Source organism: Vibrio jasicida 090810c (assembly GCF_002887615.1).
In the GTDB taxonomy this organism is placed as follows: domain Bacteria; phylum Pseudomonadota; class Gammaproteobacteria; order Enterobacterales; family Vibrionaceae; genus Vibrio; species Vibrio jasicida.
Genome location: NZ_CP025792.1, coordinates 2393467 through 2409330 on the forward strand (window position 1 = coordinate 2393467; position 15864 = coordinate 2409330).

At 46.2% G+C, this 15864-nt stretch carries 9 protein-coding genes, 2 tRNA genes, 3 rRNA genes and 1 riboswitch; of the genes, 10 read left to right on the top strand and 4 right to left on the bottom strand.

What is annotated here, in order from left to right:
- Window positions 1-5: 5 nt before the first annotated feature.
- On the bottom strand, window positions 6-1115 hold the full coding sequence (gene trmA / locus C1S73_RS11390; RefSeq protein ID WP_038872585.1) for a tRNA (uridine(54)-C5)-methyltransferase TrmA: 1110 nt from the start codon (window positions 1113-1115) through the stop codon (window positions 6-8).
- A 184-nt stretch (window positions 1116-1299) separates the two neighbouring features.
- Window positions 1300-1500, top strand: a riboswitch (cobalamin riboswitch).
- A 58-nt stretch (window positions 1501-1558) separates the two neighbouring features.
- On the opposite strand from trmA, the gene C1S73_RS11395 reads away from it, so the two are divergent.
- The 3 genes from C1S73_RS11395 to murI all read left to right on the top strand — a co-directional run bounded on the left by C1S73_RS11395 (window position 1559) and on the right by murI (window position 5047).
- On the top strand, window positions 1559-3433 hold the full coding sequence (locus C1S73_RS11395) for a TonB-dependent receptor domain-containing protein (RefSeq protein WP_038872588.1): 1875 nt from the start codon (window positions 1559-1561) through the stop codon (window positions 3431-3433).
- A gap of 83 nt (window positions 3434-3516) precedes the next feature.
- Window positions 3517-4200 (top strand): Dph6-related ATP pyrophosphatase, encoded by a 684-nt coding sequence (locus C1S73_RS11400; protein WP_038873065.1) that lies wholly within the window; start codon window positions 3517-3519, stop codon window positions 4198-4200.
- 40 nt (window positions 4201-4240) lie between these two features.
- Window positions 4241-5047 (top strand): glutamate racemase, encoded by an 807-nt coding sequence (gene murI / locus C1S73_RS11405; RefSeq protein ID WP_038873066.1) that lies wholly within the window; start codon window positions 4241-4243, stop codon window positions 5045-5047.
- On the opposite strand, the gene C1S73_RS11410 is transcribed toward murI, so the two are convergent.
- Complete coding sequence (locus tag C1S73_RS11410) at window positions 5010-5465, bottom strand: RNA-binding protein (protein WP_038873069.1); 456 nt, start codon at window positions 5463-5465, stop codon at window positions 5010-5012. The genes murI and C1S73_RS11410 overlap by 38 nt on opposite strands.
- Before the next feature lie 606 nt (window positions 5466-6071).
- Between C1S73_RS11410 and C1S73_RS11420 the strand changes: the two genes are divergently transcribed.
- The 5 genes from C1S73_RS11420 (at window position 6072) to C1S73_RS11440 (ending at window position 11322) form a co-directional block, all read left to right on the top strand.
- A 16S ribosomal RNA gene (locus C1S73_RS11420) occupies window positions 6072-7624 on the top strand.
- A gap of 306 nt (window positions 7625-7930) precedes the next feature.
- Window positions 7931-10821 (top strand): 23S ribosomal RNA (locus C1S73_RS11425).
- A gap of 93 nt (window positions 10822-10914) precedes the next feature.
- A 5S ribosomal RNA gene (gene rrf, locus C1S73_RS11430) occupies window positions 10915-11031 on the top strand.
- Together the 16S, 23S and 5S rRNA genes with 2 tRNA genes alongside form the textbook arrangement of a ribosomal RNA operon.
- 69 nt (window positions 11032-11100) lie before the next feature.
- Window positions 11101-11177, top strand: a tRNA-Asp gene (locus C1S73_RS11435).
- Between the two features lie 68 nt (window positions 11178-11245).
- Window positions 11246-11322: transfer RNA gene (locus C1S73_RS11440), tRNA-Trp, on the top strand.
- Window positions 11323-11912: 590 nt separating this feature from the next.
- On the opposite strand, the gene pssA is transcribed toward C1S73_RS11440, so the two are convergent.
- Window positions 11913-13253, bottom strand: coding sequence for a CDP-diacylglycerol--serine O-phosphatidyltransferase (pssA, locus tag C1S73_RS11445; RefSeq protein WP_038873871.1), 1341 nt, complete (start codon window positions 13251-13253; stop codon window positions 11913-11915).
- 71 nt (window positions 13254-13324) lie between these two features.
- A complete protein-coding gene (locus tag C1S73_RS11450) occupies window positions 13325-13756 on the bottom strand; it encodes a GNAT family N-acetyltransferase (RefSeq protein ID WP_038873872.1) in 432 nt (143 codons plus the stop codon).
- 101 nt (window positions 13757-13857) lie between these two features.
- On the opposite strand from C1S73_RS11450, the gene murB reads away from it, so the two are divergent.
- Both murB and birA read left to right on the top strand, forming a co-directional pair.
- Window positions 13858-14901, top strand: coding sequence for a UDP-N-acetylmuramate dehydrogenase (gene murB / locus C1S73_RS11455; protein WP_038873869.1), 1044 nt, complete (start codon window positions 13858-13860; stop codon window positions 14899-14901).
- Window positions 14898-15863, top strand: coding sequence for a bifunctional biotin--[acetyl-CoA-carboxylase] ligase/biotin operon repressor BirA (gene birA / locus C1S73_RS11460; protein ID WP_038873868.1), 966 nt, complete (start codon window positions 14898-14900; stop codon window positions 15861-15863). The genes murB and birA overlap by 4 nt, the downstream gene beginning before the upstream one ends.
- Window position 15864 lies beyond the last annotated feature (1 nt).

Consider the following 15864-nt stretch of genomic DNA (forward strand, 5'->3'; position numbering starts at 1 on the left):
GTGGATTACGCTTTACGTTCTAGTAAAACGCCCGCTTCCATATGGTGTGTGTAAGGGAACTGGTCAAACAGAGCAAAACGAGTCACGTTGTGCGTTTCACATAGAATGTCCAAGTTCTCTTTCAAAGTATCAGGATTACAAGAGATGTACATGATGCGCTCGTAACCTTGCACCATCTTACAAGTGTCGACATCCATACCTGAGCGTGGTGGATCGACAAAAATCGTGTTGCAGTTGTAGCTCTTTAGATCCACTCCTGCATCTTGTAGGCGGCGGAATTCACGTTTACCTTCGATTGCTTGAGTAAATTCTTCTGCTGATAGACGTAGGATTTGTACGTTATCAATCTCATTTGCTGCGATGTTGTATTGCGCAGAAACCACAGATGGCTTCGCCAATTCAGTTGCAAGAACGCGGTCGAAGTTTTGTGCCAGCGCCAGAGAGAAATTACCGTTACCACAGTAAAGCTCTAGTAAGTCGCCAGTGCTTTCTTGAGTGCAGTCGACCGCCCATTCCAGCATCTTCTCTGCTACTTTGCCGTTTGGCTGTGTGAAGCTATTTTCAACCTGCTGGTAAATGTAGCTTTGACCGTTTACGTCCAGCTTTTCGATCACGTAGTCGCGGTCTAAGACAATCTTCATCTTACGAGCACGACCAATGATGTTTAGGTTGAAGCCTTCATCATTTAAACGTTGCTTAAGTGCTTTTGCGTTTTCAATCCACTCTTCATCAAGTTGGCGATGGTAAAGCAGTGAAACCAGAATCTCGCCACTTAAGGTCGATAGAAAATCCACTTGGAACAGCTTGCGACGCAAGGATTCATTATCTTTCATCGCATCCACTAAGAGTGGCATTAGGTCGTTGATCAGACGGCTAGCTGCTGGGAATTGGTCTACTCGATATTTCTCACGAGTTTCCTGATCGAACATGATGTAGTACAGGTCTTCACCTTCATGCCAAACACGAAACTCAGCACGCATACGGTAATGCTGCTCTGGTGATTCAAACACTTCCAGCTCTGGCACGTTGTATGGCGCGAACATATCCGTGAGACGTTCGACTTTTTCAGCCAGTTGTTCTTGGTAGCGTTGTGGATTTACATCAAGAGTAGCCATGATCTTACCTTTTATGGTGCATTCAATTTTAGAGCGCAGATTTTATTCAATCTCAACAGTATGTCCAGTTTTGTACTCTATTTGGTTTAAAGATAGTGTGTTCTGTGTCAGTTGATACGCAAATGAACCAAAACGTTACAATTGTTAGGGCTAATATTGGCTGGACAAATAATCAATAGCTTAATAGTATTTGCCCCAAGCTGGTGCTATCTAGCAATCTAGATGGCTGAAATGGGAATCTGGTGAGAATCCAGAACTGACGCGCAGCGGTAAAAGAGAACGAACGCTCATCAAGACACTGCATTAGTTTATGTGGGAAGTCGAGCAATTAGGTGGTACTGCCATGCTCTTGAGTCCGAATACCTGCCAGCAACTGAGCCACAGCACTGGACTACTTAAAACGAGTAGGGCTCGGTAGGAATTACGCGAATTAGGACAATACAATGAGAAAAACGTTTCTTGCGATCACGTGTGCATCGCTGCTTTCACCTACCTTTTATTTACAGGCCCAAGAAGCCTCTGCAGACGAAACGGTTGTGGTTACCGCAAACCGATTCCAGCAAATTGATGGTGCGGTTCTCGCACAAACCGTTACGGTAACTAAAGAAGATATTGAGCGCCTGCAAGCAAACAGTCTGTTTGATGTGTTCCGTACACTACCGAGTGTTGAAGTTGCTCAGTACGGTGGACGTGGTCAATCTGCCTCTATTTATGTGCGAGGTGGTAGCTCATCCCAAGTTCTTGTTTTAGTCGACGGTGTGCGCATGCCACGCGCGATAATGGGCGGCGTCGATTTTAATCAGTTTCCAATCAATTCTATTGAACGTATCGACTACATTCGTGGTGCGCGTGCTTCTATTTACGGCTCAGAAGCGATTTCTGGCGTCATCAACATTATTACTCGTGCAAACATTGATAGTGATGCAAGTCGTGTGTCCGCTGGTTATGGTTCGGACAATCATAAAAAAGGAACGTTTGTTGTCTCTAAGCCAGTCGGTGAAGGTAAACATTTTAAGGGCGTATTAGGCTACGAGAAAACCGATGGTTTCAATGTGAAGCCGTTGCCAGGTGTGAATGATGGCGATGAGCACGGCTTTGAAACGCTCAACCTAAAACTAGGCTACCAACAAAACTTCTCTGATAACTTATCAGGCTACGTTGGTCTGAGTGCTTACAATAATGAGTATGACTACGACAACAGTAGTTATGGAAACCCAGCATGGGGCACCGTTGATAAACACGAGAAGAAAACCGGTGAAGTTGAGTATGTTGGTGCAGACCTATCATTGGAATACAACAAAGACGTGTACTCATCTGAGTTGAAATTGGCTTACGGCCAGCAAGACAACTATGACCATAAATCAGGTCAAAGCAAATCAACCGGCGATCACGTTGCTATTGAGCAGTTCAATGCGATTTGGTTGAACTCGTACAGCGTAAACGAAGAGCTGAGCGTTGGTGGTGGTTTGGACTACCGCACAGAAAAGCTAACCAAGGGTTATATTGCCCCAAGTGATTGGGGACCTGCTAAAGATTACGACCCAGACAAGAACCCAAGAACCAATTTTGGTGCTAGCGCAATTGCTCAATATGCGTATGACGTATGGACGTTAGAAGCGAGCGTACGTAACGATGAAAACAACCAATTTGGCAACAACACCACTTGGCAAACTGCTGCGGGTTGGAAGTTTTATCAAGGTTATGAATTAACGCTAAGCCACGGTACAGCTTTCCGAGCTCCGAGCTTTGTTGATTTGTATTATCCAGGCTACGAAATGCCAAATCTAAAACCTGAAGAATCAGAAAATACCGAGCTGTCACTATCGGGAGCTGTATCGATCCTTGATTGGACGGTAACGGGTTACTACAACCAAATTGAGAACATGCTTATTTGGGAAGGTGCGGGCATGCAAAATGTCGGCGAAGCAGAAATCAAAGGTGTAGAACTAGAGGTGAAATTCGATACAGATATCGTTTCTCATGAGTTTTACTTAGATTACAAAGATCCAGTCGATAAATCTGGTGCAGAAGATACTCAACTGGCATACCGCGCCAAGCGTGGTGCCAAGTGGAATGCTTACGCGACGTTTGACCAATGGACATTGGGCTCACAGTACCTTTACCAAGGTGAACGTTTTAATGGCAGTACAAGATTATCGAGTTACAGCCTATGGAACTTCACCGCTTCTTACGCGGTGAACCAAAACTGGGATGTTAATGCGAAGCTAAGTAATGCCTTCGATAAAGATTACGAGATGTACTCAGGTTACGCGACGCCGGGGCGTCAGTACTTTGTCTCGGCGGACTACCGCTTCTAATCGAATCCAACAAGACCGCCACATCGGCGGTCTTTCTTATTGTGAACAAAGAAGCTGGTGTAAATCGGTAACGAGGCAAGTAAATGACAAAGGCAAAACGTGTTGTGATTAGCTGGTCGAGTGGTAAAGACTCCACGTTAACGTTAGAGCGTCTAAACGAAAATCCGCATTATCAGGTGGTTGGCTTGTACACAACTTATGTTGATAAAGAAGTACCTTTCCAAGCAACGCCACTTGAGGTTGTGCAAATGCAGGCGGACTTACTTGGTCTTTCGCTCATTACCATCGAGCTGCCTGAAGTATTCCCGAGTAACGACATTTATCAATCGACCATCGTTCATGCATTGGAAAATAGTGGGCTGAATGTAGAAGCTGTCGCGTTTGGTGATATGTTCTGCAATGGTATAGCTGATTATCGACGTAGCTATATTGAGCCTGCCGGTTGGGAATGTGTATTCCCATTACTGGGGGAAGAGAGCAAGGCATTGGCATTTGAAATTGTCGAGCGCGGTATTCAAACCATGCTAATCACCACCGATGGAGAAGTATTACCGTCGGAGTGGTGTGGACGTTGGTATGGCAAAGCGCTGATTGAGTCATTACCCGGTCATATTGACCCCTGCGGAGAAAATGGTGAATTCCATACATTGGTGACATCAACGCCATCATTTCAAGGACATATAGAATTGACTAAGCTTGAAGTGGAAATAGGGGAGCGATTCAGCCATCAAAGATACCAAGCCAAAGCATTGCCAAAACAAATCTAACCAGTATGATCGCCGAGTCTCTAATTTGCAGGTAAGACTCGTGCGAGCATCAAGTAAGAAAAAAGTCCTAGTGTTTGACTCCGGTGTTGGAGGGCTATCGGTCTTTCAAGAAATCCACCGACTTCTTCCACACATGGATTACTTGTATCTATTCGACAACGAAGCTTATCCATATGGCGAGCTCGATCAAGATGTACTGATCACTCGTGTCAATCAGCTAGTGGCGGCATTGGTGGAAGAGCATCAAGCCGATATCGTGGTTATTGCGTGCAATACGGCAAGTACCATTGTGCTGCCTTCCTTGCGCGCTAATCTATCCATTCCAGTGGTTGGAGTGGTCCCAGCAATAAAGCCTGCTTCTTTACTTGCCTCTCTAGGTGTCGGGCTCATTGCTACGCCAGCGACCGTCACTCGTCAGTATACTCATGAGCTGATTCGCGATTTTGCTCAAGGAAAACCTGTTGAATTGCTAGGCTCTACTCGCTTAGTGGGTATGGCGGAAGAAAAGCTGCGCGGGGAAAGTATCTCTTTAGTAGAACTCGAAAGCATTCTTCTACCGCTACGCAATAAAGTGGATGTTGCAGTACTTGGCTGTACTCACTTTCCTTTGATTAAAGATGAAATCAATCAAGCGTTAGGTGGAGAAGTCACGCTAGTTGATTCTGGCGAAGCGATTGCTCGTCGAGTAAAAGCGTTACTCATGAGTGATATGAAGCAAGAGAGTAAAGAGGAAGGGAGCAAGAAAATTTATGCCAGTGCACCTCCTTGGCAAGAAGATGCACTGAATATCTGTCTGGCAGAACTAGGTTTTAATCCTGTTCAAGTTTACCGCCATCCGGATGTTTAGGGTCGTTAGCAATTCGAACTTTCAGAGTTCGCTCCATATATTCCTTTTCATTGAGTTTCGCGATAGCAGGTTTGGCATCAGCCGCGGCCATCACGACAAAACCAAACCCTCTTCTTTTACCGGTGCGTTTGTCTTTCATTAAGCGCACCGCATAAACCTGCCCATACTCCGCAAACAAATCACGAACGTGACTCTCATTTGCTTTATAAGGCAAGTTGCCGACATACAGCGTTTTGGTCGAAGGATCGGAATCAGAAGGTTGAATAACAGGTGTCTTGCTAGAAAGTGAAAACAGAAAAGCAGTAGCGACAACACCAATAACAAAGCTCAAGGCTGGTGGAACCGGTAATTGAGAGAAGATAACTCCCCCGATAACCGCTAACCCAGCACACAAGGTCAGATTTTTTTTAGACGTCATTTTGATTACTACATATAGATGATAAAGAAATTGTCTGTCTATTAACAAAGTAGACACATGGATCTTACGTATATGGTTGGTGTTTTTCCAACCAATTGCTGTGATATGTCTCAAATGTGACGAAGAAATATGCAGATATAACGCATTTGATGGATAAGTGAGCGCTTGAATTGTTTTTTAAAAAAAAGGGGTTGCGCTCATTTCTGAATTCCCTATACTGCGCATCCACCGACACGGAGTGAGACGAAAGTCACACAGCGAGTTGGGAAGAGAGAAAAAAGAATTTGAAAAAAATGCTTGACTCTCTCACGGTGTGAAGTAAGATACGCACCCCTAACGACGAGCAACTAAGTTGCTAAAAATGTTAGAAAAGCTCTTTAAAAATAAGAACCTATCAATCTGTGTGGGCACTCGTTGATGATAATCCAATTAGATACCTCGGTATCAAATTAGGTTTCAATGAACTGAGTGACCAATCAAGTCTTCGGACTTGGCACAGTCAATTCATTATCATTCTGTTGGAATGGTAATAGCTTTAAAATTACTTCTTACTTTCGAGTAAGGATGAGTTTTGAAGTCAGTATTCGTTGAGCCGAACAAAATCTTAAATTGAAGAGTTTGATCATGGCTCAGATTGAACGCTGGCGGCAGGCCTAACACATGCAAGTCGAGCGGAAACGACTTAACTGAACCTTCGGGGAACGTTAAGGGCGTCGAGCGGCGGACGGGTGAGTAATGCCTAGGAAATTGCCCTGATGTGGGGGATAACCATTGGAAACGATGGCTAATACCGCATGATGCCTACGGGCCAAAGAGGGGGACCTTCGGGCCTCTCGCGTCAGGATATGCCTAGGTGGGATTAGCTAGTTGGTGAGGTAATGGCTCACCAAGGCGACGATCCCTAGCTGGTCTGAGAGGATGATCAGCCACACTGGAACTGAGACACGGTCCAGACTCCTACGGGAGGCAGCAGTGGGGAATATTGCACAATGGGCGCAAGCCTGATGCAGCCATGCCGCGTGTGTGAAGAAGGCCTTCGGGTTGTAAAGCACTTTCAGTCGTGAGGAAGGTGGTAGTGTTAATAGCACTATCATTTGACGTTAGCGACAGAAGAAGCACCGGCTAACTCCGTGCCAGCAGCCGCGGTAATACGGAGGGTGCGAGCGTTAATCGGAATTACTGGGCGTAAAGCGCATGCAGGTGGTTTGTTAAGTCAGATGTGAAAGCCCGGGGCTCAACCTCGGAATAGCATTTGAAACTGGCAGACTAGAGTACTGTAGAGGGGGGTAGAATTTCAGGTGTAGCGGTGAAATGCGTAGAGATCTGAAGGAATACCGGTGGCGAAGGCGGCCCCCTGGACAGATACTGACACTCAGATGCGAAAGCGTGGGGAGCAAACAGGATTAGATACCCTGGTAGTCCACGCCGTAAACGATGTCTACTTGGAGGTTGTGGCCTTGAGCCGTGGCTTTCGGAGCTAACGCGTTAAGTAGACCGCCTGGGGAGTACGGTCGCAAGATTAAAACTCAAATGAATTGACGGGGGCCCGCACAAGCGGTGGAGCATGTGGTTTAATTCGATGCAACGCGAAGAACCTTACCTACTCTTGACATCCAGAGAACTTTTCAGAGATGAATTGGTGCCTTCGGGAACTCTGAGACAGGTGCTGCATGGCTGTCGTCAGCTCGTGTTGTGAAATGTTGGGTTAAGTCCCGCAACGAGCGCAACCCTTATCCTTGTTTGCCAGCGAGTAATGTCGGGAACTCCAGGGAGACTGCCGGTGATAAACCGGAGGAAGGTGGGGACGACGTCAAGTCATCATGGCCCTTACGAGTAGGGCTACACACGTGCTACAATGGCGCATACAGAGGGCAGCAAGCTAGCGATAGTGAGCGAATCCCAAAAAGTGCGTCGTAGTCCGGATTGGAGTCTGCAACTCGACTCCATGAAGTCGGAATCGCTAGTAATCGTGGATCAGAATGCCACGGTGAATACGTTCCCGGGCCTTGTACACACCGCCCGTCACACCATGGGAGTGGGCTGCAAAAGAAGTAGGTAGTTTAACCTTCGGGAGGACGCTTACCACTTTGTGGTTCATGACTGGGGTGAAGTCGTAACAAGGTAGCGCTAGGGGAACCTGGCGCTGGATCACCTCCTTATACGATGATTACTCACGATGAGTGTCCACACAGATTGATAGTTCACAAGCGCAAGCTTGTAGCTAAGATAGCTCTTTAACAATTTGGAAAGCTGACAAAGTAATCTTTAAGATTACTTGTAAAGTTCTCAATGTTTGTCTTTATGACAAACACCAAAAAACACATTCAAGTGTTCTTGGGAATATCACTTTTAAAGTGATTATTCGAAATTGAGTCCGGCAAAATCGAAATGTCTCTCGCTCATTCAAATAATGAGAGACAACTTTGGTGATTTGATTATCAACTCGAAACTCCTTCGGGTTGTATGGTTAAGTGACTAAGCGTACACGGTGGATGCCTTGGCAGTCAGAGGCGATGAAGGACGTATTAACTTGCGATAAGCCCAGATTAGGTAGTAAAAACCACTTGAGTCTGGGATTTCCGAATGGGGAAACCCACTAGCATAAGCTAGTATCGCTGCGTGAATACATAGCGCAGCGAGGCGAACCGGGGGAACTGAAACATCTAAGTACCCCGAGGAAAAGAAATCAACCGAGATTCCGAAAGTAGCGGCGAGCGAAATTGGACTAGCCCTTAAGCTTTATATGCGTTAGACGAACGGTCTGGAAAGTCCGGCAATAAAGGGTGATAGCCCCGTAGTTGACAACGCACATTCAGTGAAATCGAGTAGGGCGGGACACGTGATATCCTGTCTGAATATGGGGGGACCATCCTCCAAGGCTAAATACTACTGACTGACCGATAGTGAACCAGTACCGTGAGGGAAAGGCGAAAAGAACCCCTGTGAGGGGAGTGAAATAGAACCTGAAACCGTGTACGTACAAGCAGTAGGAGCACCTTCGTGGTGTGACTGCGTACCTTTTGTATAATGGGTCAGCGACTTATATTCAGTGGCAAGGTTAACCATCTAGGGGAGCCGTAGCGAAAGCGAGTGTTAACTGCGCGACTTAGTCGCTGGATATAGACCCGAAACCAGGTGATCTAGCCATGGGCAGGTTGAAGATTGAGTAACATCAATTGGAGGACCGAACCGACTAATGTTGAAAAATTAGCGGATGACTTGTGGCTAGGGGTGAAAGGCCAATCAAACCTGGAGATAGCTGGTTCTCCCCGAAAGCTATTTAGGTAGCGCCTCGGACGAATACTACTGGGGGTAGAGCACTGTTAAGGCTAGGGGGTCATCCCGACTTACCAACCCTTTGCAAACTCCGAATACCAGTAAGTACTATCCGGGAGACACACGGCGGGTGCTAACGTCCGTCGTGGAGAGGGAAACAACCCAGACCGCCAGCTAAGGTCCCAAATTATTACTAAGTGGGAAACGATGTGGGAAGGCTCAGACAGCCAGGATGTTGGCTTAGAAGCAGCCATCATTTAAAGAAAGCGTAATAGCTCACTGGTCGAGTCGGCCTGCGCGGAAGATGTAACGGGGCTAAGTAATAAACCGAAGCTGCGGCAATGAAGTTTACTTCATTGGGTAGGGGAGCGTTCTGTAAGCCGTTGAAGGTGTGTTGTAAAGCATGCTGGAGGTATCAGAAGTGCGAATGCTGACATGAGTAACGATAAAGGGGGTGAAAAACCTCCTCGCCGGAAGACCAAGGGTTCCTGTCCAACGTTAATCGGGGCAGGGTAAGTCGACCCCTAAGGCGAGGCCGAAAGGCGTAGTCGATGGGAAACGGGTTAATATTCCCGTACTTCTTACAATTGCGATGGGGGGACGGAGAAGGCTAGGTGGGCCTGGCGACGGTTGTCCAGGTTCAAGTGCGTAGGCTGAAGAGTTAGGTAAATCCGGCTCTTCTTAAGGCTGAGACACGACGTCGAGCTACTACGGTAGTGAAGTCATTGATGCCATGCTTCCAGGAAAAGCCTCTAAGCTTCAGATTGTAAGGAATCGTACCCCAAACCGACACAGGTGGTCGGGTAGAGAATACCAAGGCGCTTGAGAGAACTCGGGTGAAGGAACTAGGCAAAATGGTACCGTAACTTCGGGAGAAGGTACGCTCTTGATGGTGAAGTCCCTTGCGGATGGAGCTGACGAGAGTCGCAGATACCAGGTGGCTGCAACTGTTTATTAAAAACACAGCACTGTGCAAAATCGTAAGATGACGTATACGGTGTGACGCCTGCCCGGTGCCGGAAGGTTAATTGATGGGGTTAGACTTCGGTCGAAGCTCTTGATCGAAGCCCCGGTAAACGGCGGCCGTAACTATAACGGTCCTAAGGTAGCGAAATTCCTTGTCGGGTAAGTTCCGACCTGCACGAATGGCGTAATGATGGCCACGCTGTCTCCACCCGAGACTCAGTGAAATTGAAATCGCTGTGAAGATGCAGTGTACCCGCGGCTAGACGGAAAGACCCCGTGAACCTTTACTACAGCTTGGCACTGAACATTGACCCTACATGTGTAGGATAGGTGGGAGGCTTTGAAGCACAGTCGCTAGATTGTGTGGAGCCGTCCTTGAAATACCACCCTTGTAGTGTTGATGTTCTAACGTCGACCCCTTATCGGGGTTGCGGACAGTGCCTGGTGGGTAGTTTGACTGGGGCGGTCTCCTCCCAAAGAGTAACGGAGGAGCACGAAGGTGGGCTAATCACGGTTGGACATCGTGAGGTTAGTGCAATGGCATAAGCCCGCTTGACTGCGAGAATGACAATTCGAGCAGGTGCGAAAGCAGGTCATAGTGATCCGGTGGTTCTGTATGGAAGGGCCATCGCTCAACGGATAAAAGGTACTCCGGGGATAACAGGCTGATACCGCCCAAGAGTTCATATCGACGGCGGTGTTTGGCACCTCGATGTCGGCTCATCACATCCTGGGGCTGAAGTCGGTCCCAAGGGTATGGCTGTTCGCCATTTAAAGTGGTACGCGAGCTGGGTTTAGAACGTCGTGAGACAGTTCGGTCCCTATCTGCCGTGGGCGTTGGAAGATTGAAGGGGGCTGCTCCTAGTACGAGAGGACCGGAGTGGACGAACCTCTGGTGTTCGGGTTGTGTCGCCAGACGCATTGCCCGGTAGCTAAGTTCGGAATCGATAACCGCTGAAAGCATCTAAGCGGGAAGCGAGCCCTGAGATGAGTCTTCCCTGATACTTTAAGTATCCTAAAGGGTTGTTCGAGACTAGAACGTTGATAGGCAGGGTGTGTAAGCGTTGTGAGGCGTTGAGCTAACCTGTACTAATTGCCCGTGAGGCTTAACCATACAACACCCAAGGGGTTTTGATGGACTCAATGCAAGAACGATTGAATGTGTATAAATAGAACTTAAAATCAGTTTTCCAGATTAAAGAATTTGCTTGGCGACCATAGCGATTTGGACCCACCTGACTTCCATTCCGAACTCAGAAGTGAAACGAATTAGCGCCGATGGTAGTGTGGGGTTTCCCCATGTGAGAGTAGGACATCGCCAGGCTTGTATTTTATTTTCACTTTTTATGAAAAAGTGAAGACAAAAACTTAGACTTAAATGTCTAACCAGTGCGGAGCGGTAGTTCAGTTGGTTAGAATACCGGCCTGTCACGCCGGGGGTCGCGGGTTCGAGTCCCGTCCGCTCCGCCACTTATTTCAAAGACCTCGCTTTTGCGAGGTCTTTTTGAATCTACAATGTGATAAACTGTAGTTTCTACAGGGGTGTAGCTCCAATTGGCAGAGCAGCGGATTCCAAATCCGCGTGTTGGGAGTTCGAATCTCTCCACCCCTGCCATATTTAAGGCTCTAGCAGAAATGTTGGAGCTTTTTTCGTTTTTATCACTTCTAACAAGTGATATTAGGGTAACTTGGCGTCCCTTGGTGCCAGTCCGCTTGGCTGCATTTCCCATCGAATCTCCGGAGTGCCGGCCCAGTCCACCTCTGCCACATTTAAGGCTTTAGCAGAAATGCTGGAGCCTTTTTCGTTTTTATCACTTCTAACAAGTTATATTAGGGTAACTTGGCGTCCCTTGGTGCGTAGTTCGTTTGGCTGCATTTCCCATCGAATCTCCGGAGTGTCGGCCCAGTCCACCTCTTTTTATATACAAAGATTTAGTCAAAGATTATAAAACTTGTTTGCTTTTGGTTTTTAGAAAAAGGTCCAATTCCACCGTATTAGTATCAGTTTGTTGGATGCGGGTGCGTTCGCTTACTTGATGTTCTATCCGACATTCAGGTTCGGTTCTTTCTTCTTCGGGAGGGATAAGTACCTGTTATCTGAATATTTGTCTATTTAGTTCGTTGGGCAGGGGTAGGAGAACCGTGATTTACAACCTACAAAAAAGCCCAGTACTTTCATACTGGGCTTTGACTCTTTATTAGTTTCTAAAGGATACGCTTAAGTACGCCGTCAGCTTTGATGCGAGTGATCTTACGAACAAGCTTCTGAACGCTTTCTGGGTAATCTTCTACCTTTTCTAACTGTCGGTAAGTACAGATAAGTTGAGTATGCTCGAGAATGTTTGCTACTTCTTGCTCAAACTTATCCGTCATCTTAGCGTAGTTATCTTGCACCAATAGTCCATTTTCTAAGTCTAGTGACCATGCGCGTGGGTTCAGGTTATTACCTGTCATGAGCATGTAGCGTTTATCTACCCAAATACCTTTTAGGTGGAAGCTATTGTTGTCGTGCTTCCATAAGTGGATAGAAAGCTTACGAGCTGCAATGTTCGCTTCGTTGGCTTTTGCAAAACGGCGAAGGTTCAATTCGTAAAGATATGGCAAACCACCAATAGTTTTAAATTCTTCTTCCGGAGCAATATAGAAGTCATTTGCTGTTTTATCTCCAACAACAATCGTTACTTTCACCCCGCGTTTCATTGCACGTTTTACTTCACGATGAATCGCTTTAGGAAAGTTGAAGTAAGGTGTACAGATGAAGATTTCATTTTGAGCGGCAGCGAGTAACTTAACGATTTTCATGTTGAGTTGATTACGTCGCTTACCCAAGCCAACAAGAGGAGTCACTTTTACCTCTTCTTCTGTTGCACTCTCTGGCGAAAACTCATAATCAGCACGAGCGAGAGAAGAACGCAGTTGACGAATTGCAGCTTTGATTTCTTTAGTTTCTGGTTTGTCCTTACCAGCAAGGTCGTTTACTGCTGGGTGAGCTATCATCTCACTCTGGATGAAACCGACCATGGAGTCAGCAAGTGCTTTATGTTGAATCACATGGTAACGGTCGAAACGATAACGACCATTGTATTGAAGATAGACGTTGTTTAAGCTAGCGCCGCTATAAATAACGGTATCGTCAACAATAAAACCTTTTAAGTGCAGTACGCCGAAGACCTCTCTTCCTCGTACAGGAATGCCGTATACCGGAATCGAATGTTGGTATTTTTTAGCGAATGCTTTGTATAGCGCGGAATTGCCCTCTGATGACTCTGCACCAATGAGACCACGTTGAGCTCGGTGCCAATCTACACAGATATTGATGTCCAATCCAGGGTTGCGCTGTTTCGCCTCATAAAGCGCTGTGAAAATTTCACGTCCAGCTTCATCATCTTCCAGATATAGAGCGACTAGGTAAATTCGCGACGTTGCTTTGCTGATCGCATCAAGAAGACGAGTTCTGAAAGTTTCTGCTGCGTGCAGAACTTCAAAGTCTTCAGGCTTGACTGCGAGACTTGGCAACTGTTCGAATGGGTTCCTACTTACTATCATACCGGTGTGAGTACCTTAATTAAGTGCAATATTGCGAACCTGATATTTTACCAAAGATATGAATTCTCTGGCTACAAAACCACGTCGTTTAGAACGTCAGAAGTGGTGAATTGCATTGGAATGAGATCTTTACCACTGTCTACGTACCGCAAATAAGCCATTTTTAACGAGTTTGGCAATTCAGAGCTATCAATGGTTTCAAACCCATGCTGAGCGTAATAATTCTCTAAATGTTTAAAAGCGAAGCAATAATCACCACTGGTGAAAACTGTGTTTTCGCAATAAGTAAGCAGAGCACTGCCGACGCCAGTCCCACGAAATTCTGGCACGACTAGCATCCCTGTAAGCAATCGTGATTTTTCGATGGTTTTCATTCGTAATAGCGCAACAATGCCATTCTTGACGCTGGCGGCAATGATTAACTCATCCCGTTTGGCTCGGCCTGCCGGATAATGCGCTTTATACAACCTCTTAATGAGAGGAAGTTTGATCGGATTTAACACTTCTATGATTAATGAGTCTGGTATTGTCACTGCGGCTAAAAGATAACTAATGTAGAATGTCCATAGTTTAAGAGAATCTCATCTGGCGTTGCAAACCCACTATGGAAATTAAGAAACACGCGAGCCTTAAGGCTTTTCATACATTTGGTATCGAGCAAACTTGCGACTATTTGGCGATTGTTGAATCTGTAGAAGATGTCATACAGTTGTTCAAGGACGACACCTTTAAAAAATTACCAAAACTATTTTTAGGTAAAGGGAGTAACATGCTCTTTACTCAGCATTATGAAGGGCTTGTGATTATCAACCGATTACTTGGTAAACAAGTGAGTGAAACGGGTGAGCATTACAAGCTGCATATTGATGGTGGTGAAGACTGGCCCGCATTAGTGGAATGGTGTGTAAAACAAGATATTGGTGGCCTTGAAAACTTAGCTCTTATCCCCGGCTGTGCGGGTTCTGCACCGATTCAGAACATCGGAGCGTATGGAGTAGAACTCAACAACATCTGTGATTATGTTGATGTTCTTGACCTAGAGACTTTTGAAACTACACGTATGAGTGCAGAAGAATGTCTGTTTGGTTATCGTGATTCGATATTCAAGCATTCTCTGTATGAGAAGTGTTTTATCACCGCGCTTGGCCTTAAACTGCCCAAAACGTGGCAACCCGTCAATCAATATGGCCCTCTACAGTCTATTCCTGAAAAAGAACTTAGCCCTAACGCAATATTTGAGCGAGTTTGCCAAGTGCGCATGGAGAAGTTACCTGATCCAACTAAAGTGGGTAATGCAGGGAGTTTCTTTAAAAACCCAGTGATCAGTCAAGATCATTATGATCAACTCATCCAGCAGCATGACACCATGGTCGCCTATCCAGCAAAAGGTGGGATGAAAGTGGCAGCCGGTTGGCTGATTGATCAGTGTGGGCTAAAAGGTACCTCGGTTAACGGTGCCCAAGTGAACCCATTACAAGCTTTAGTGCTTACCAATGTGGATAACTGTACTGCGGAAGATGTGGTGACTTTGGCTTCTCTTGTAAAGAAAACGGTTTGGGATAAGTATCAAATAGAGCTTGAGCATGAAGTGCGTTTTATGAATAGCCATGCTGAGACAACCCTTTCTGAGATAGAGGCTGCTCGATGAGAAAAGAACATAACGCAAAGCTCCATATCCTCAAAGCGTTAAGCGACAGCGATTTCCATTCAGGTGAAGCACTTGGGGAGAGCCTTGGCATCTCTCGAGCAGCAATCGCAAAGCACATTAAAGGGTTAAATGAGTGGGGTGTGGATATCTATCGTATCCAAGGCCGAGGTTATCAACTGGCGCACCCCCTACAACTATTAGACGGAGATACACTCAAAGCGAAACTTGATAGTCAAATCGAGCTGATCTCTGTTATCGATTCAACCAACCAGTATTTGCTGGAAAGAGTGAATGAGTCAGACAAAGGAAGAGTTTGTTTAGCGGAATACCAAGCTAAAGGCAGAGGACGTCGTGGCCGTCAGTGGATTTCACCTTTTGGGACAAATCTCTACTTGTCTATGTACTGGCGACTGGACGCAGGTATGGCTGCAGCAATGGGATTAAGCCTTGTTGTTGGTATTGCGGCAGTAGAAGCGCTCGAAAGTATGGGCGTTCAAGGTGTGAAGTTGAAGTGGCCCAATGACCTCTATTTCCAAGATAAAAAACTTGCAGGTATTTTAGTAGAAATGTCAGGCCAAGCCGGTGGTGCCGCTCATCTTGTTATCGGGATGGGGTTGAATATTGGGATGCCGGACATACAGCCTGAGATTGATCAGCCTTGGACAACGTTGAATCAAGTCAGTGATGGTTTAACAATCGACCGCACCGTTCTGGCACTCAACCTTATCGAACACTGGAAGACCGCACTAGAAGAATATGAAATGACTGGTCTGGCGGGGTTTGTTGATCGTTGGAATCGTTTAGATAATTTTATAGACCGTCCGGTTAAGCTACTTATGGGGCCAAGAGAGATTCATGGCATTGTAAAAGGTATCGATCAACAAGGTGGGGTAGTACTAGAAACCAACAATGGTTTGGAGACCTACATTGGCGGTGAGATCTCCTTAAGAAAAACCGATTAAC

Coding starts and splice junctions, on each gene's coding strand:
- trmA (WP_038872585.1), bottom strand. CDS start 1,115: ATGGCTACTCTTGATGTAAATCCACAACGCTACCAAGAACAACTGGCT.
- C1S73_RS11395 (WP_038872588.1), top strand. CDS start 1,559: ATGAGAAAAACGTTTCTTGCGATCACGTGTGCATCGCTGCTTTCACCT.
- C1S73_RS11400 (WP_038873065.1), top strand. CDS start 3,517: ATGACAAAGGCAAAACGTGTTGTGATTAGCTGGTCGAGTGGTAAAGAC.
- C1S73_RS11410 (WP_038873069.1), bottom strand. CDS start 5,465: ATGACGTCTAAAAAAAATCTGACCTTGTGTGCTGGGTTAGCGGTTATC.
- pssA (WP_038873871.1), bottom strand. CDS start 13,253: ATGATAGTAAGTAGGAACCCATTCGAACAGTTGCCAAGTCTCGCAGTC.
- murB (WP_038873869.1), top strand. CDS start 13,858: ATGGAAATTAAGAAACACGCGAGCCTTAAGGCTTTTCATACATTTGGT.
- birA (WP_038873868.1), top strand. CDS start 14,898: ATGAGAAAAGAACATAACGCAAAGCTCCATATCCTCAAAGCGTTAAGC.